We start from the raw sequence: 16,008 nt of genomic DNA on the forward strand, positions 1-16,008 counted from the left end.
CGACAACACCGAAACACCCACCCAATGAGCAGCGAACTGAAACTGATCACAGCACTCATCACCGACATCGACTGGGAAACCCTGCTCGACACCGACCCCGACCCCGACGCCGACGACTACGTCACCGTGCACACACAACCGGTCTCCCACCACGGCTGGTATTCGCAGGTGCAAGTGATCACCCGAGGCCCCTCCGGCCAGCACTACCGCTGGATCTACGGCGAACCCGACGACGAAGAACGAGACCGCATACCACCAACCAAACTCGAACCGTTTCGGGTCACCCCCGTCCACCCCGTCGACGAACCCGCCACCACCCGCACATGGGTACCCGACCAGCAGTGACCCGGCCGCGCCCACCGGCAGCGCCGAACACCACCAGCCCCGCCCAGGCCGTCACGCCACCACTGCCGGAAACCAGTCAGGAGAACCCCAGAATGCCGCGACTGATGTCGATAGCACTCCCCGAAGATGCCGTGCGCCAACGCCGAAAGACCGTGACACGCCGCCTCGGCTGGCGACACCTGCGCGTCGGCGACCAACTCACCCTCTGCCGCAAGGTCATGGGCCGCCGCGGCGGCGAACCCCTCGTACGCATCACCACCGTCGAAATCCTCGACATCCGCCGCGAACCCCTCCACACCATCACCCCCGACGACGTAACCGCCGAAGGCTTCCCCGACTACACCCCCCAGCAGTTCATCGACTTCTTCTGCCGCACCCACCACCCCTGCACCCCCGACACCGAAATCACCCGCATCCACTGGCGCTACCTCGACCCACCACAACCCAACCCCACCACCGCGGCCCAGCTTGACTGAATAACGTCTAGCCTGAATTCAGACCAGCTGGCAGACTGGGGGCATGGACATCGACACCGAGCTGAAGAACTATCTCGGCGAAAAGCGCAAACTGATCGAGACGATGACGGACGCATTCCGGCACGGCACCCCGGCCAACGAAATCGCACGCCGTGTCGCACCAGCATTCGGCCGTGACATGGTCAAGCAGTACCTCGGCAACGTCGGGATGGCCGACGACGCACGCGATGCGCTCACCCGCGCGGACCTCGCCTCCGCAGTCGGGGTCTCGGTCTCCGGCATCGACGCACCCCGGCAGGTGACCCTGGCCGCCACCGCCGACCCCACCGAAATTCCCGACTACCCGAGCCTGCCGGAACGCCTCCGCACAGCGCTGCACCCCTACCACCTCACGCTCGATCTACCGCTCGGCAAAGACCACGACCACCCCACCGACGCCACCGACCTCGACACGACCATCGACCAACTGCTGCTCGAGGGCGAACCCGTCCGCCTGGTCAGAACCAAGCCCCTCACCACCCGACCTCGAGGAGAAAACCGATGACCGACGACGACACCTCAACACCAAACAAATCCCACACCCGCACCGGCGACCAACCGCTCGACCACGTGGCGCGCGCACCCCGCCATCGCGCGACAACCAGCTCACCGAATGTTGGCGCACTATTCATATGATTTAAGGAACTGCAGGACTCCGCCCACCGGCGCGCAACGGACCCCCTAAGGAGATTCGCATGGGCTACTACATCCAGTACGACGGAGTGGTCACAATTCACCCGCCGCTGAACCTCGATGAGATCGCCTACTTGGGAGAATTCTCCTACATCGAGCACGGCTCGGACAAACCAGACGTCTACTGCATGTTTCGGCCGAACGAGGATGGCGATGGCATCGCATGGAGTGGTGATGAGAACTTTTACAATGGGGAGCAGTGGCTGCGCTACCTAATCGATCATTTCCTCAAGCCTGGCGCTCAAGCCGCGGGCACACCCGGTTTCGAGCGGTTCACCTTCGACCACATCCTCAACGGAATTTTGAAGGTGACACTTCCAGAGGATGACGCCCATACCAAACTCATCATCGTCCGCGACAACCTCGTCACTGAGCACGACCCAATTCAAGACTTCATCAACAGCCTCAGCAGCCCAGGGCACTCCGCAGCTGTCAGCGGCCACCTGCCCCATGAACACAGCATCGAACCCACGCACCAACCGGACATCACAGCCGAACCATACGACAGCGCGGGACGCGACACACAGAGTGCCGATCCCACACAAGGCCCGTTCTGACCAGTGGCACGGGACTTCAAGGGACTATGGCGAATTTGTGGCCGCGGCAGCCAACTCCTCGCCGAGACCCGGGACGCGGCCAGGGTTAGCCTGCAGATCCCCGACCTGGCAGGCCAATACATGCACCAGTTCAGGTACATCGAAAGCCAGGGGCCCACATAGGCGGCGCACGAATGTCAGACCCAATCCATACGCTATCTGAGTGACGAATTCGAAGGGCCCGTTCGAGGCGACCCGCATGGCGATCGAAGCGCTTACCGCTCACATGGTCGATGGCGAGAACGGCACGGGCCTCTCGTTCAATATCGAGCGGCTCCTTGAGTTGATCTCCGCAAACCAGACCGAGCACGACCTTATAGACCTCGTGATGGGCTACCAGAACCTCGCGGTGATCACAATGGCATTCTTCGAGCAACAGACCGGAACACCCCGCCGCGAACTTCTGCAACAGATCGCGGCCTGGCTTGCCCGTTGGGAATCTGAAAGCTGAGCCGCGCGACACCTTCTGTCCGTGGCGGCCCGGGCACCGTCGTGTCTTGTTGGTTGCCGCACCCATGCGGAGGCTGCCAGGAAGTGGCGGGATCGCGTCGAAACCCCCATAAGGAGGTAACCCGATGGACAGCGAGAGCGGTTCGGTGACAGCTACTTTCGACGACAACGGCCGCCGGGCCGACACCATGGGCATGCTCCTGGACGGTCGTGTAGCACTGTCTCCGTCATTGCCTTCGCCGTGGTGCTGGAAGCTTCTGGGTGGCTATCCGGGCTGGGCTGATCTGGCGATACAGCACCTCGAGGAATTCCGTGGCGCGACATGCTTACGCCGACTACCCAGCAGGTCCACGACGAGGGCGCCGACGATTTCGTCATGGTAGAACTCACCGCCGCCGGTCTAACGCAATGGGAACGGTGGATGACAGAACACAGGTCATGGATGGCACAGCACACGTCGCGCAGGAGCACGCCCACCGCCGTCGATCTCAACGGAAACCGTTGACCCGGGACTACACCCCGACGTCCGGCCCCGCCGCGGCGGCGACGCCGTCAGCGGAGCCCAGCGCTGGCACAGCGGCCACTCAACGACACAACACCGCACGCGTAACGTTTGCCTCGGCGGCGGGAGACGCCCTGGTCGGGGAAGAGCCTGTCGTAGTCGTCGTAGGGACGGGGGCCAACCGGGTAATGCCGCGCCGGAGCCGGACAACCACTACGACTCCACCCGCCACGCATCCCGCCGCCACACCCACATGCCCACACGCCACGCACAGCGTCACCCATGTCGGACCCCGCCGACACAATCACGCTATATCCGCAGCCCCGAGACCAACTCACCGACAGAAGGATTCGATGATCACCAACCACCCCGCCGACCCCACCCTCGTCACCATCCTCATCACAGCCTTCATCGTGTTCCTCATCGCAGGCTCCATCGGCGCCGTCCTCGACACCATCTCCCGCCGCGCCTACGCCGACGCCGACACACACTTCATCGGCGACTGGCAACCCACCACCGAATACTTCACCTCTAAAGCCCGCGGCGACCGCTACGACCGCTACTCGACCCCGCCGTTCATCATCACCCTCGCCGCCCTCCTCACCTGCCTCATCACCGGCGCCCTACTCGCCAACCAAACCATCGACATCAACCTCCTCCCAGGCCCCCCAACCACCACCCAACCCACACCCCGACACCACTGACACCAACCCGCTCAAGCCGCCCGCCCCGCTCCCGAGCCACGAACACACCCATTCAGTGCTTATCAGAGGAAATCCCGCCCATGCAGGTTCCCGACTACGTTTTCAACCCCGCCGCCGGAACTCCCCAACGAGCACAAGTCCTACAGGCCGTAGCAATCACCCTCGGGGAAACCATGATCGCCATACTGCAACCGGCCACGCTCACCGCCCTGAACGCCGACACCGGCAGCATCATCTCCCACGACTTCGTCGAAACCGCCCTCCACAACCGCGGCAGCCGCCCGCTCACAGAGACCTCGGACCTGACCGGCCCACCCGACACCCGCTGGCACGCCACACTGACCGGCAGCGACCTCACCATCACCACACCCGATGACGCCGACCTCTACTCCGGCACACTCAACGCCTCCCCCACCTGGCGCGCCGCCGCGGCAGCCACCTGCCGCACCCGCGGTGGGATCGTCGTTCTCACCGGCCCCATGTCCACCACCGCCGACATCACCAACACCCTCGCCAGCGGACGCGCCAGTTGGATCCGCGTGCCCCTCAGGATGCGCTGACCGACGGAGAAGTTCCGGTGCCCTGCGCCATGGCGCAGGGTTGCACGGCCGACCACCGCCGCGGCACCAGGCGGTTGATCAAGGAGATGCCCGGTTACCGCGATCTCACTTTGACCTGCGAATACGACAGGTCCCCGCACGAGATGGCGGTGGCCGACTCCACAGGCAACTGCCGCACTGCACGATGCACCACGCCATTCGCGGCACACGACTACTCGCCGGTTGAACAGGCGGTGAAGGACTCCGGACAACAGCGGCCGCCCTCGGCGCAGCCAGTCCCGAACGACCCTCGCAGCTCTCGACCAGCCCAGTCCACCAAAAAGAGCCCTGGCCAGAGCAATTCGAATCGCATCGCCACCGCGCCGGTAGGATGGCGGGTATGCAGGTCGGGCGACGAAGTAGAACCGCACTGGCCGTAGCACACGCGAGGGCATACCACCAGATTGCTGACGAGCCGAGGATCTTCACCGATCCTCTCGCCCTGCGAATCCTGGGCGAACCCGTACTCTCGGCAAGCGATTTCGACCATGGCCTCGATCAGAATCTGGTCCGTCACCGGCGGCTGTTCATTGCAGCACGCAGCCGATGCGCAGACGACACCGTCGCGGCCACGATCGCGCGCGGGACCCGCCAGGTCGTGATTCTGGGTGCCGGCCTCGACACCACCGCCTACCGGAACACGAGTGCGGACGTGCGGTTCTTCGAGGTCGATCACCCCGTCACCCAGGAGTGGAAGCGGCACCGACTGTCCGAAGCCGGGATCCCGATCCCGGCCTCGCTGGCCTTCGTCCCCATCGATTTCGAGCAGTCGACGCTGGCGGCAGGGTTGGCCGACGCGGGCCTCGACCGCACCCGCAGCGCGCTGTTCGTTTGGCTCGGCGTTGCCGCCTACCTGACCAGGACATCGGTTTACGACACTCTCCGGTACATCGCCGGCCACAGCGCAACCTCGGAGGTGGTTTTCGACTACTTCTACCCGCTCGCCTCAACCCCGCATGATCCCACCGCCGCACAACTACAGGCACGCGCTGATCGGGTTGCTGCGGCAGGCGAACCATGGCTTAGTTTCTTCACCGCGCCCGAAATCCGAAAGGTGTTGCAGTCCCTCGGCTACCCCCGAGTCGAAGACCGATCCGCAGCAAAACTGTTGGAAACTTACGGCATTCGGCCTGCTGTTCACCCGACAAGTGCGGGACCGCACCTGGTTTACGCAAGTACCACGTAAACGCCGCCCTGACTCGTTGACGGGAGCCCGAGAACCCCGCCCATCGCGCCGCACAACGCTCACATGTTTTCGCGACGCCCGTGAGGACTTCCCAGGCACCCGAGGCGCCGCGCACACCCATGCCGCTATGACGTGCTGCTGCGGCGGGGCGCCTAATCCATGGTATGCGGCGCTGCCGGTGCGCCAGGTGTGGCTGTCTCGGTGGAACGGTCGTCCCCGGACGGTGTCGCTTCACCGAGCACCGCTTCGCGGATCGCCGACCAGCCCGATTCCTTCCACCACCGGAACAGGTCGATAGTGCCGACGACCTTCACGGTGAGCGCGCCTTCACGATCTCCGGCGGCTGTACACCTGACGGTCACGCTCATGCGGGGCGGTCTTCCTCTGGTGATTGACGATCGACGTCCCACCGGTGACCGGCGGCCGCGACCGACGTCCCCACCTCCCAGTTTCGCTCCTTTCAGCCGCGGACCATGTGCGGGAGTGTGCGACCTGGCGTTTCTTTCCGATCTCAATACTGGATGGCGGTGCCTGCTTGCACGATGCCCAGCTCGATCATCATTTCGGAGGGCTTGGTTTCGATCACGGCGAATCCCTTGTTGGCTGGTCGTGTCGACCGGACTCACACACCGGCGAGTTCAGGCAACAGATGCGCAATATCGGCGCGTAGGCGGCCGGGATCCGTGTAGTGGTAGGCGGATCCGCCCCAGGCGCGGAAGATCTGGCAGGTGTCGGCGCAGTCGTCGATGAGGACGGCGTCGGCCGGGGTAAGGCCGTAGCGCTCCAGGGTCGGGCCGAAGAACCGGTCCGGTGACTCCTTCTTCAACGACCCGACCGACGAGGAGACGATCAGCTCGTCGATCCGGAGTTCGCCGGTCAGCACGCGGGGTGCGGCGTGGACAAAGCATTCCATGTTGTCGCTGGCGACGGCGAGAAACGCACGGTCGCGCAAGGCGCGGACGATGTCGGCCATGGCCGGGTTTATCTTCGCGTTGCGGCAGTCCCGCAACAGCTCTCGCAATAGGTAGTCGTCGTTGTACCCGCGCGGCAGGCTGAGGTTCAGGGTTTCGATGACCTGTTCGTCGGTGACCTGGCCGCGCATCCACGCGCCGACGAACTCCTTGCGTCCGCGGAACAGGTCTTCCAGCGCGGCGTTCAAACGTCGGGCCAGGGGATGACGTTCGTTGCCGAGGATCGAGTCCCAGAACTGGGCGGTGGACAGGGTGTTGTACCAGTCGAAGAACACGAAGGTCGGGAAGATCGGAAGCACACACTGGCCTGCGGTGTTGGCGCGGTTGGTCATTCGGCCTCCCTGGTTCGCAGCTGGATCGGTGCGCGACCATGCAGGATGTTCCAGCACAGCAGGACGACACCGCGCACGCCGCCAGCCCAGCAACTGGCGGCAGCGACGGGGTAGAAGGCAAGTCCGACGGCGGTGTGATGGCGACTGGGCCGGAAGTCGCTGGGAAAGTCCAGGCAATGCAGATCGGTGAGCATCCGGATCAGCGGCCCGTACAGCGCCAACAGCCATCCGGTGGTCGCCACGGCACGCTGATGGGGTCTGAGCACGGCCAGGGCGAGGGCCTGCGCTGGCAGACCGAATGCCCATTTCAGGCCGCCGTAGGTTCCCTGGGCGGCGATGAGACGGCCACGGCGGGTGCGGGCGTATTCGGCGCTGCACAACGGGCCCCGGATCCACGTGGACCGCTGCCGCTGCAACTCCCGCGCCGACCGCGGCGCGTCGCCGCATTCCAGCGTGGAGAACGGGTGGATGTTGAGGCCGACTTCGCGGATCGTGACACCGAGCGCGGCATCCTCGAGGCCGTAGCGGGGATGCGGCAATCCGCCGAGCTGGCGGTAGATGTTGGCGGCGATGAGCAGGCCGTGGCCTACCGCGTGCTGATACCAGATCGACTGCACCCAGCGGGCAGCCAGCGCAGCTGGCCGGATCCGGCGAGGTAGCGGAAGATCTCGTGCTCGAAACTCCAGCGGGACTGGTAGAACGCTTCCGCGGTCGCGACCGGACCGAGGTCGTGCAGGTTGCCGAAGAACACACTGGATTGCTGGGCAACCGTGACACCGGCGGCGGCGAGTTCGACGATTTCGGCGCACCCGTGCGGGGAAAGCCGCGAATCGATGTTGGCGACGTAGAGGTAGTCCGGCGGCGCCGGACGACTGGTCAGCACGTCCAGGGCCCAACCGAGCTGTTCACCGTAGGTGCGGTTCACCCGCGGGTAGTGCAGCGCTTCGGCCCGACGGCCAGCGACCGCGCGGTGGAAGCTGGCGGTGGCGGCCACGGCGTCCCAGCTGTGCGGACCGGCGGGGTGTTCGTTGCGTTCGCGGTCGGTGGTGACCACGCACAGGCGCAGGTCAGGATAGTCGCCGAGAAGTTTGCACCAGTGGTCCACGCAATCGGCTGCACGGTCCGCTTCATGGAGCATCGGCACGACGATCACGATAGCGCGCCCACCCGCGACCCGCCCAGGCTCCGTTCCGACCTTCACCCGCCGCTGGTCGGCGAGCCGTCGTAGGCCGCCGAGGGCGGTGTGTACGCACCATGTGCTCCACGCGCCGTTGACCAGCATCAGCGCGGCGACGGTCCAGCGGGCGCGGTCAGAACACCTCACGGACGCACTCGCAGGCATCGGCGACGACCTCGGTCAGCGGCTGGTCGGAGTCGATGACCAGCACCCGGGCGCCGCAGGCGGTGAGGACCTGCCGGTAGGCGCCGATCAGCGTGGACAGGAACTCATAGGTGCGCAGCCGAGTGTCGATGGTGCGAGCCAGCCGGTGGTGCCGTTCGACCGCGGTGGATGCCGACACCGCGAAGAACACCACTACCGGCGGGATCGGCCGCTCGCACACTGGCCCTGGCGCCTCATCGGCGGTGTCGGGGTCGCCAGGCAGGCCGAAAGCGGCGTGCAGAGCGAGCCGGTAGGCGGCGATGGACAGGTAGCAGCGGTCGAAAACCACTGTCGTGCTGTCGGATTCGTCGGCCAGTTTCCATCGGCGGTCGTCCAGATCCCGGTACATCGCAACCCGGTGGTGCTGGTCGGCGGCCGAGTCCGACAATTGCGCGACTCGCACCCGTTCGGCCGGGGTAAGCATCTCGTGATAGTCCGGCACCACTCTCATCCCGGGATGACGGCGGGCCAGTCCTGTCGCTGCGGTGGACTTTCCCGCGAAAGGGATCCCCTCGAAGGCGATCACACGCTGCCCGTTGTCAGTCATGACGTCCTCAATTCCTGGCAGATGCGGTGGGAGAGCGTGTCGGGGGTGTCGTCGGAGATAAGCAGGAACCGGGGCCGCAACTGCTGCCCGGTGTCGATGCCCGGGTCGGTGGTGGCCAGGTGCGCGTACAAGCCGAACCGCTGGTTCAGCGCGAGCGTCGTGCTGTTGTAGCAGCCGTACGGGAATACGAACTCCTGGCACGCCCCGGTCAACCCGTCGAGATGGTCTTTCGCCTCCACCAGCTGAAACAGCGCTTCGTTCTCCGTGGCCGGCTCGTGCTGTTCGGCACCGGCCCGATCTCGGTACCGGCCGCCCAACGGAGTCGCCAGCAGCACCCCGTGCGGCTCGTAGCTGGCCAGGCGGGTGTGGGAGAACCCGTGCGCGGCGATGCGCACCCCGGCCGCCGCCGCGGCGCGCAGGTCGGTTGTGGTGCCGGTATCGCTGCGACCGATCGAGGTGACCGGCACGGCGGCAACGACTTCGGCAAACTCGGTCACCTCCAGTCGCGGCAGCACCACGTCGAACAGTGACCGGTGGTTGTCGTCGAAGTACAGCCGCACCCACCGGGCCAGGCCCAGATCGCGGCACCAGCCGACGATCTCGTGCAACCGGTCGACGGTGGTGTCGAACCGGCTCCACAGGGCGGCGGTGGTGGGGGCGACGTCGTGGAAGACGAGGTTCACGAAGCCGCCGGTGTACGCCAGCTGCTCGGGCAGGGCGACGATGTACTGGTCAGTCGATGTCATGGGCCAGAAACTCCGTGAAGAACCGGCGGTGCGCAGCCGTGAGGTGGCTGTCGCGGTCATGTTGGTTGTGGTGGGCCGGGTTGTGCTCGACATGCACCGCCGGCACGGTGACCTGCGGAACGACCGGCACCCCGCGGGCGATGAGCCGGGCAACGAGACTGGTCTCGGTGAACCCGTACCGAGAGAAGGATTCGTCGAAACCGCCGACGGCGATCGCGGCATCGGCGGGGACGGCGAAGCAGCCGCCCAGGACCATGTTCGCCAGCAGCCAAGGCCCGATACTCCCGTGCCAGCGACGAAAGTAGTCGGTGCCGCTGACCAGGTCGAACCGGTGCCCGACGTACAACCAGTCGCCAGGGTCGGCGACCCAGGACGGCTGGAACCGGCACGACCACCTCCAATCCGCGCCCACCGACGCCGCCGCAATCACCCTCTCCGGAACGAACTCGTGCGGCTTCCTGATCGGCGGGGTCAGCGCTCAGGGCGAAGTTCTCGGCTACGGTCCTGCCCGTAGCCGTGACCGCGTTGTACTCGCGGTGTACTGCCGTCGGGCTCGCGCTCCACTGCGGCGGACGGCGGCTCCGCCTGGCCAGCTCCCAACAGCTCGACGATATGGCTGGGCACGCCCTGCTGCTGCAGCCCGCGTAGAGCGGCTTGCCGTTCCTTGTCCGCCTCGCGTACTTGCTCCGCTGCGCTTTGCTGCGCCTCGCGAAGTTTCGCTTGCCGCTCTACCTCCGCCTCGATGGCGGCCAAGCGCTCTTTCGTATCCGCGTCCCGGCTGTCCTGAACAAACCGCATGCCGATCAGCCATTGCTGCGCCTCCTCACGCGGCAGGCCGTCGGCCACGTCTCGCTCGACGACGTCCTTGAACAGCTTTGTCTCCACGTCTCGAACGGCGCCGAGGCTGTTCGACAAGGCGAGATGCCGCTTCTCCAGCTCGGGAAGGTCCAGGGGCTTCCCTTCGATCTTGTCTTGCTCGATCGCGGCCTGTAGGGCTGCCGACTGCTCGCCGAGCGCTTCACGCTCCCTGTCGAGTAGTTCGTGGGTGACCGCGTTCACCGCCATCGTGCGATCACCATCGCGGTTCCTCGCGATGTGTTCCAGGTATTGCTCGACCTCCTTGGATGCCTGGAATCGCAGGTTCAGCGCCTGCCGGTCCTCTTTCGCTCGCTCCAGGTCGATCTTCAACTCAGCCGCACCCATATCCCGAAGCGCGTTCTCTATGAGCCGCAGTTGCTCGACGCCGACCTCCCGCCCTTCCTCCTTCGCTCGCTGAAGATCGAGCAGGTAGTCTTTCGCCAGCTGCTCGACACGGTGTGGATCAGTCTCTCGGGCGGGGAGTTTCGCGAGGTTGTCCTGAAGGCGTTGCGCTCGGTCCTTCTGGTGCTGCCGCGCGCCCGCTTCCATGATCTTCGCGAAGACCTTCTCGTTGGCCTTCAGGACGAAGAAGCGATCCGGGAATTCCTTCTTCATCTGCGCCATCAACGTTTGCGCTTCGCGCGAGATGTCGTCTTCGCGAGCTTCCCGCATGAAATACCGGACTACTTCACCGCGGCTGAGCTTTTCGCGGTAGGCGAGCAGTTGATTGACATCGCGTTCTTTGCCTATCCGACCGGACTTCGCCTCGATGTTCTGAGCGGGCTGGCCGGGAGTCGCAGGCAGGTAGCGGTCCACCCTGATCTGCGTGCCATCCGAGGCGGTGTAGGGGACCTCCGCCTGGTAACCCTTCTCCCGCAGCCCGTAGATGGCATCCAGGCCCCTTTCGAACATCCGGCCGTGCTCGGCCGGAATGAGTCGGGCAGCTACCGCCTGCTCCCAGCCCACAGGGTCTCTCGGGATCGCTCTCGCGGTCTCGCCGGCCCCTATTTTCCCGCGGGCATACCGGAGATACTGCTCCCACTCCGATTCGCTCAGCCCCCCCGGCCTATCGTCATCCCCCATGGCGTCCTTCTATACGTCAGGCCCTTGTGTGCGCCCCAAAAGCCGGTCCAGTTCCAATTTCTGCCACGCCTCGAGGTCGGGCTTGCCAGCCGATACCCAGTCGGCGTGCTCGCTTCTGGCCTTGCCGTAGGCCCAGGCCATTTCGCCATCCGGGTCCACGGTCATCCGCTTCGTCGTCTTCGTGAACGCGCCGTTCAGCTGGTCGATCGGGTCCAGGTAGAGCCGCTGGAACGGCAGCATCAGCACCGGCCACATCGCCTCCCCTGGATGGTTCTCGGGTACGTTGCGCCACTGCGCATCGAGCGTGCGGCAATACACCTCTCCGAGGTAGCGGCGGTAGCGGTCGAGCACTTCGGGATCGGCGAACGATCTCGACTTGGGCGCGTCGCCGAATCGAGCACGCATGTTCGTGCCCAACACCTTCAGCCCTTCACGGCTCCACCGGTCGCTGAGCGCGCCGATCTCGGGGGCGTCATCGGCGAAGAACGTCGCCAGCGCGGATTCGGCGTCCGCGAGCCACGCAAGGAACTCCGGCGCGTGCTGCTGCTGGTCTGCCTTCTTGTAAATTCCACCCATGACCAACCCCTCTCGTCGATGTCGAACACGCAGTGTGGCAGACCGTCGGCGACCAGTCGCGGAAGCTGCGCCGTCACGCCCAATCTGGTCCGCGAAAGTCCCCGGAGCAGCGGAATTGCGGCCCCGGGGACTCCCTTCTCCGTCCGCCCATGGCTGAGTAGAGCCCGCCTGAAAAAACTCCGACTCAGCAGAGGTGTCGGCGCACGGATGCCTGTAACGGTCAGGCGGTCATCCGCTGGTCCGCATGTGCTCCCTCACTCGAGTCTTGAGCGCGGCGACATCCTGCGCGGTCGGCGGGTTACCAGGCACGCACGCATCGCCGTCGGCGATGATCCCCTCGGCGCGCATCTGCTCCACCAATGCGGCGTACTCGGCCGCGGTGGGCAGGTGGTGTTCATGCCACAGGATCTTGCCCATCACCCCATCGGCAGCCATCGGCGGTGGCGGACCGCCCGCCATCAACTTTTCAGCCAGCCCCGGCGAATGCGAGCGCGCCGATGCCAACTGTCCGTAGTACGACTGCTGCGGGGTGACGTCGTCATCCCAACCCAGCTCATCCGACAAACCCACTGCTTTCCTCTCTTTTCGCTGATCTCCTGTGTATGTGACTGTCGAGCCCTGGCAACGCCAGAGCCGGCCCGGCTTGCGGGCGACCACGCCGACGCCCCCGGTCTGTGGCGAGGGCACCAGGTGTTGGAGCGGATGCTGAACGGGTCGCGGCGCGCGGCCGCCGGGAAGTGTTCGGCGGCCAGACCACAGCTGCTCAGTTCGCGATCACGGGCTTTCGGTATGACCGTCGATATTCAAAGGCGCCGACGGAGCGAATGTCACCGGCAGTTTCTTCAGCGCTCTATGGAATGGCCCGGGTCGCCATTCCAGTGCGTCGACCGGCACGGCCAGACGCATGTCCGGCAGGGCATCAAGGAGCTGGTCGATGCCGACTTGTGCTATCAGATAGGCCACCCGATCTGCTGGGCAGGCGTGCGGCCCGACGCCGAACGCGAGATGCGAACGGTTTCCGACCCGGTCGTCGCTGAGGATTGCGGGATCGGTGTTACATGCGGCGAGGCTGATTACGACAGGTTGGTGTGCTGGCAGCCAGGTGTTGTCGACCAGGATCGCCCGGGATGGATACGTGACGCAGAAGTTCGCCATCGGAGGGTTGTCGAACAACACCTTGTCGAGCGCGTCGCGAGTGGCGAGACTACCGCCGAGGATGTCACCACCGAAGCGCTCATTGGTGAACATGAGCAGCAGAGTGTTGAGTATCAAGTTGCGAGTCGGTTCGATGCCGGCACCATAGAAGCTCATCAGCTGGCCCAGCATCTCCGCCTCATCGAGGTTCTCGCGATGGTGCGCCAGGCGGGACGCAATATCATCCCCGGGCTGGGCGAGCTTGAGTTCGCTCAGCTGCCGCAAGGCTGCAGCGATCCGGGCCGTACCAGCGGCCGCGTCGGCGCCAGCGTTGAATCGCATAGCCGTTCCCTCCGCGACTTGCTGCCCAATGTCGGCCGGGCATCCGATGATCTGGTTGAGGGCCTCGAATACGAGCGGAAACGCATACTGAGAGGCCAAGTCGGCGCGACCGTCCCCGCACAGAGAGTTGATCAACGAGACCGCGATAGCTGCGACGGTGTCCTGCAAGCGGTGCAGATCGACTCCGCCGAGGCTGTCGACCGAGACGCTTCGAAGGCGCTGGTGGGCTGGTCCGTCGTAAAATCGTGCGGCTCGCCGCCAGCCCAGCATCGGTCGCACTGGCGAGTCCGGCGGGATGGTCGACTCCCACGTGCGCGGGTCGGCAGGAAAGTGGGCTGGGTCGTTGAAGATTCGCAGTGCCGTGGTGTAGCTGATCACTAATGTCGCCGGTACTCCCGGAGCGAGCTCGATCGGCACCAGCGGGCCGTACCGCGCGCGCATGTCTTCGTATGCCTTGTATGGGTCGGCAGCAAAGTGGCTGCTGTAGAGCGCGATTCGTTGTTCGTCAACGGCGCCTACGGGTGATCCGTGCCTGATCGGGCACTGTACGTTCTGTGTGGCGGGATGTTGTGCGGTCGTCGGGTTCATCATGACGTGACTCCAGGAGCGGTGAAGCGGGGGGAGCGGCAAGCGCGATGTGAAGGCCCGCGGTCGTCGGGAAGTGTCTGTTGCATCAGGGCCATTCCGACCATCACGACCAGTGACAGCACACGCGCGGCGAGCGCGTCGTCGTCACCGAGGCTCGCTGCGCTGCGCAACATGCGGGCGGAGTCGCCGTCGCCACGGGCTCGGGCGATGATCAGGCCCAACGCCCACAGCTGCGCAGGCGGAAGTCCCACGGACACCGGCGGGATGTGCGCGTACTGATCTGCTGGCGGGGCCTGCCGGAAGAGGCTATCGATCCAGAAGTCGCACGCTGTGAGGCCGTCGGTACGAGCTATCCTCGCTACGTCGCGGGCAACAGTGACTAGATCGCCGCGTGTAGCGCCGGTCAACGCTCCGCGAGCATGCGCCAGCCATGGCGGTTCGGCCGTCGATGGGGTTGGTTCGGTGTCGTTTCGGCCCGGTAGGACAGTCACTGTGTCACCTGCCCACAGGTTTGTGTAGGTGGGTCGGCATCAAACGCACAACCTCAGAAACAGAACGTGCCTTATAGCCGACACCGCCCAGCAGCAGACGTTCCTCGGTCAGCCGCGGGCGCAATGCGGGCCCCATCGGCCACCAGTCGTCGAGTTCGACCAGGCCGGGCTCGATCAGTTCCAGATCGCCGAAGTACGACGCGATCTGCTCGCGGGTGCGGTACCAGCCGGAGCCCAAGCCCATTTCGGTGAACCGCCGTTGCAGCTCGACGGCCATGTCGTGTGCCTCGCCGCCGTCGGCCGGGTCGTAGAAATGCGTGATCGCCACGTAGGAGCCCGCGGGCAGCGCGGCGACGTACCTGCGCATGATCCCGGCGGGATCGAGATCGTCGTCGACGTGATGCAGGATGCCGCACAGGATCAGCGCCAGCGGGCGGGTGAGATCGATGTGCTGGGTGACCTCCGAGTGCCGCAGCAAGGTGTCCGGTTCGGTCAGATCGCTGAGCACGAACCGGGTTTGGTCGTTACATTCGAGCAGCGCGCGGCCGTGGATGTTGCAGACGGGGTCGTTGTCGACGTAGACGACGCGCGCTTCCGGATTCTGCTGTTGTGCGACTTCGTGGGTGTTGACGGCCGTCGGCAGTCCTGCGCCGATGTCGAGGAATTGATCGATGCCCGCGGTCCCGGCCAGGTATCGCACCACGCGGTGCAGCCAGCGCCGGTTCATGCGGGCCACGTCGCTCTGGCGCGGCGCGACTTCGGCGACCTTGTCGCGCACATAGCGGTCGACTTCGTAGTTGTCCTTGCCACCGAGGGTGGCGTCGTAGACGCGGGCGATACTCGCGCGTGTCGTGTCCACGCCGACCGGTGCGCGGACACCGGTCTGGGGAGCGGGATCGGACATCGATACCTTTCTCGAGCAGGGCCTGAGGTGGCTTGTCAACCGTCTGCGTTGCCTGCGAATTAGCTTGGCGCACAGCGGATTAACCAGCGGACAAGGAATGAGATTGCAACACCTTCGGTATGCCGATCCAGTGCCGACTTGGGGAAAATGGGGATAAAGTTTCCTGCCTGAATCGAGTGAGTCCGAAGGGGGAGTCGATGAATGACGTCGAATGGACATCGAGTCGCATCGTGGCCTTGCGGACAGCGCTGCGGCTGAGCCAAGCAGAGTTCGCTCGTGTGCTGGGTGTGTCCAAACGAAGCGTGCGCCTGTGGGAAACCGGACAAACGAAGAGGCTGGTCGCCAGTAGTAGACGGCTGCTGCACGATGTGCTCGACGCTGCCGACGAGGGCGCGCGGAATCGCTTCTTCCACGCGTCCGACAGCCTCGTCGCGCCGCCAGAAGCCGCCGCGGCAGCATCTGATT

At 65.1% G+C, this 16,008-nt stretch carries 23 protein-coding genes; 10 read left to right on the forward strand and 13 right to left on the reverse strand.

The genetic code is table 11. The annotated features are described in order from the left end of the window. Positions 1-24: 24 nt before the first annotated feature. From ON27_RS31355 to ON27_RS31395, 9 genes are all read left to right on the forward strand, one after another. Positions 25-345, forward strand: coding sequence for a hypothetical protein (locus ON27_RS31355; RefSeq protein ID WP_043735840.1), 321 nt, complete (start codon positions 25-27; stop codon positions 343-345). A 104-nt stretch (positions 346-449) separates the two neighbouring features. After that, entirely contained in the window at positions 450-821 is a 372-nt protein-coding gene (locus ON27_RS40225; protein WP_157227486.1) for an ASCH domain-containing protein, read from the forward strand. A gap of 43 nt (positions 822-864) precedes the next feature. Continuing rightward, positions 865-1,365, forward strand: a complete 501-nt coding sequence (locus tag ON27_RS31365; RefSeq protein WP_043735841.1) for a hypothetical protein — start codon at positions 865-867, stop codon at positions 1,363-1,365. Continuing rightward, entirely contained in the window at positions 1,362-1,496 is a 135-nt protein-coding gene (locus ON27_RS45455) for a hypothetical protein (protein ID WP_281032788.1), read from the forward strand. The genes ON27_RS31365 and ON27_RS45455 overlap by 4 nt, the downstream gene beginning before the upstream one ends. A gap of 59 nt (positions 1,497-1,555) precedes the next feature. Next, on the forward strand, positions 1,556-2,110 hold the full coding sequence (locus tag ON27_RS40230) for a hypothetical protein (RefSeq protein WP_051047177.1): 555 nt from the start codon (positions 1,556-1,558) through the stop codon (positions 2,108-2,110). 202 nt (positions 2,111-2,312) lie between these two features. Further along, the gene (locus ON27_RS31375; protein ID WP_157227488.1) at positions 2,313-2,600 is read left to right on the forward strand and encodes a hypothetical protein; all 288 of its coding nucleotides are present in this window, start codon (positions 2,313-2,315) and stop codon (positions 2,598-2,600) included. A gap of 854 nt (positions 2,601-3,454) precedes the next feature. Continuing rightward, positions 3,455-3,805 carry a hypothetical protein gene (locus tag ON27_RS31385; RefSeq protein WP_043735844.1) on the forward strand — a complete coding sequence of 117 codons (351 nt, stop codon included), beginning with the start codon at positions 3,455-3,457 and terminating at the stop codon, positions 3,803-3,805. 80 nt (positions 3,806-3,885) lie between these two features. Beyond that, positions 3,886-4,365 (forward strand): hypothetical protein, encoded by a 480-nt coding sequence (locus ON27_RS31390; protein WP_157227490.1) that lies wholly within the window; start codon positions 3,886-3,888, stop codon positions 4,363-4,365. 379 nt (positions 4,366-4,744) lie between these two features. After that, positions 4,745-5,590 (forward strand): class I SAM-dependent methyltransferase, encoded by an 846-nt coding sequence (locus tag ON27_RS31395; RefSeq protein WP_063711402.1) that lies wholly within the window; start codon positions 4,745-4,747, stop codon positions 5,588-5,590. Positions 5,591-5,742: 152 nt separating this feature from the next. Here the strand turns inward: ON27_RS31395 and ON27_RS31400 are convergent, their stop codons facing one another. The 13 genes from ON27_RS31400 to ON27_RS31460 all read right to left on the reverse strand — a co-directional run bounded on the left by ON27_RS31400 (position 5,743) and on the right by ON27_RS31460 (position 15,543). After that, complete coding sequence (locus tag ON27_RS31400; protein ID WP_043735846.1) at positions 5,743-5,958, reverse strand: hypothetical protein; 216 nt, start codon at positions 5,956-5,958, stop codon at positions 5,743-5,745. Between the two features lie 254 nt (positions 5,959-6,212). Continuing rightward, positions 6,213-6,893 (reverse strand): HAD family hydrolase, encoded by a 681-nt coding sequence (locus ON27_RS31405; protein ID WP_043735847.1) that lies wholly within the window; start codon positions 6,891-6,893, stop codon positions 6,213-6,215. Continuing rightward, positions 6,890-7,510, reverse strand: coding sequence for a glycosyltransferase family 2 protein (locus ON27_RS31410; protein WP_043735848.1), 621 nt, complete (start codon positions 7,508-7,510; stop codon positions 6,890-6,892). The genes ON27_RS31405 and ON27_RS31410 overlap by 4 nt, the downstream gene beginning before the upstream one ends. Continuing rightward, positions 7,480-8,217, reverse strand: coding sequence for a hypothetical protein (locus ON27_RS31415; RefSeq protein ID WP_043735849.1), 738 nt, complete (start codon positions 8,215-8,217; stop codon positions 7,480-7,482). The genes ON27_RS31410 and ON27_RS31415 overlap by 31 nt, the downstream gene beginning before the upstream one ends. Then, positions 8,204-8,821 (reverse strand): AAA family ATPase, encoded by a 618-nt coding sequence (locus ON27_RS31420; protein WP_043735850.1) that lies wholly within the window; start codon positions 8,819-8,821, stop codon positions 8,204-8,206. The genes ON27_RS31415 and ON27_RS31420 overlap by 14 nt, the downstream gene beginning before the upstream one ends. Next, positions 8,818-9,567 (reverse strand): polysaccharide deacetylase family protein, encoded by a 750-nt coding sequence (locus ON27_RS31425; RefSeq protein WP_043735851.1) that lies wholly within the window; start codon positions 9,565-9,567, stop codon positions 8,818-8,820. The genes ON27_RS31420 and ON27_RS31425 overlap by 4 nt, the downstream gene beginning before the upstream one ends. Beyond that, positions 9,554-9,979, reverse strand: coding sequence for a glycosyltransferase family protein (locus ON27_RS43395; protein WP_157227492.1), 426 nt, complete (start codon positions 9,977-9,979; stop codon positions 9,554-9,556). Before ON27_RS43395 ends, ON27_RS31425 begins: the two co-directional genes overlap by 14 nt. Positions 9,980-10,038: 59 nt before the next feature. After that, on the reverse strand, positions 10,039-11,391 hold the full coding sequence (locus ON27_RS31435; RefSeq protein ID WP_157227494.1) for a hypothetical protein: 1,353 nt from the start codon (positions 11,389-11,391) through the stop codon (positions 10,039-10,041). Positions 11,392-11,517: 126 nt separating this feature from the next. Continuing rightward, on the reverse strand, positions 11,518-12,084 hold the full coding sequence (locus tag ON27_RS31440; RefSeq protein WP_043735857.1) for a hypothetical protein: 567 nt from the start codon (positions 12,082-12,084) through the stop codon (positions 11,518-11,520). A gap of 228 nt (positions 12,085-12,312) precedes the next feature. Further along, positions 12,313-12,648: a hypothetical protein gene (locus tag ON27_RS31445; protein ID WP_157227496.1), complete on the reverse strand. Its 336-nt coding sequence runs from the start codon at positions 12,646-12,648 to the stop codon at positions 12,313-12,315. Positions 12,649-12,858: 210 nt separating this feature from the next. Beyond that, positions 12,859-14,151, reverse strand: a complete 1,293-nt coding sequence (locus ON27_RS31450; protein WP_245560394.1) for a cytochrome P450 family protein — start codon at positions 14,149-14,151, stop codon at positions 12,859-12,861. Beyond that, positions 14,148-14,405 carry a hypothetical protein gene (locus ON27_RS43400; protein ID WP_157227498.1) on the reverse strand — a complete coding sequence of 86 codons (258 nt, stop codon included), beginning with the start codon at positions 14,403-14,405 and terminating at the stop codon, positions 14,148-14,150. Before ON27_RS43400 ends, ON27_RS31450 begins: the two co-directional genes overlap by 4 nt. Before the next feature lie 238 nt (positions 14,406-14,643). Continuing rightward, the gene (locus ON27_RS31460; protein ID WP_083887930.1) at positions 14,644-15,543 is read right to left on the reverse strand and encodes an SAM-dependent methyltransferase; all 900 of its coding nucleotides are present in this window, start codon (positions 15,541-15,543) and stop codon (positions 14,644-14,646) included. Positions 15,544-15,740: 197 nt separating this feature from the next. Here ON27_RS31460 and ON27_RS41775 point away from each other — a divergent pair. After that, on the forward strand, positions 15,741-16,008 hold a 268-nt coding region (locus ON27_RS41775; protein WP_169334549.1), incomplete at its 3' end, for a helix-turn-helix domain-containing protein.

It is taken from the genome of Nocardia asiatica NBRC 100129, from assembly GCF_000308415.1.
GTDB classification, from domain to species: Bacteria; Actinomycetota; Actinomycetes; order Mycobacteriales; family Mycobacteriaceae; genus Nocardia; species Nocardia asiatica.

Coding starts and splice junctions, on each gene's coding strand:
- ON27_RS31420 (WP_043735850.1), bottom strand. CDS start 8,821: ATGACTGACAACGGGCAGCGTGTGATCGCCTTCGAGGGGATCCCTTTC.
- ON27_RS40230 (WP_051047177.1), top strand. CDS start 1,556: ATGGGCTACTACATCCAGTACGACGGAGTGGTCACAATTCACCCGCCG.
- ON27_RS31355 (WP_043735840.1), top strand. CDS start 25: ATGAGCAGCGAACTGAAACTGATCACAGCACTCATCACCGACATCGAC.
- ON27_RS31385 (WP_043735844.1), top strand. CDS start 3,455: ATGATCACCAACCACCCCGCCGACCCCACCCTCGTCACCATCCTCATC.
- ON27_RS31365 (WP_043735841.1), top strand. CDS start 865: ATGGACATCGACACCGAGCTGAAGAACTATCTCGGCGAAAAGCGCAAA.
- ON27_RS31450 (WP_245560394.1), bottom strand. CDS start 14,151: ATGATGAACCCGACGACCGCACAACATCCCGCCACACAGAACGTACAG.
- ON27_RS31390 (WP_157227490.1), top strand. CDS start 3,886: ATGCAGGTTCCCGACTACGTTTTCAACCCCGCCGCCGGAACTCCCCAA.
- ON27_RS31460 (WP_083887930.1), bottom strand. CDS start 15,543: ATGTCCGATCCCGCTCCCCAGACCGGTGTCCGCGCACCGGTCGGCGTG.
- ON27_RS31400 (WP_043735846.1), bottom strand. CDS start 5,958: ATGAGCGTGACCGTCAGGTGTACAGCCGCCGGAGATCGTGAAGGCGCG.
- ON27_RS45455 (WP_281032788.1), top strand. CDS start 1,362: ATGACCGACGACGACACCTCAACACCAAACAAATCCCACACCCGCACC.
- ON27_RS40225 (WP_157227486.1), top strand. CDS start 450: ATGTCGATAGCACTCCCCGAAGATGCCGTGCGCCAACGCCGAAAGACC.
- ON27_RS31425 (WP_043735851.1), bottom strand. CDS start 9,567: ATGACATCGACTGACCAGTACATCGTCGCCCTGCCCGAGCAGCTGGCG.
- ON27_RS31395 (WP_063711402.1), top strand. CDS start 4,745: ATGCAGGTCGGGCGACGAAGTAGAACCGCACTGGCCGTAGCACACGCG.
- ON27_RS31405 (WP_043735847.1), bottom strand. CDS start 6,893: ATGACCAACCGCGCCAACACCGCAGGCCAGTGTGTGCTTCCGATCTTC.
- ON27_RS31440 (WP_043735857.1), bottom strand. CDS start 12,084: ATGGGTGGAATTTACAAGAAGGCAGACCAGCAGCAGCACGCGCCGGAG.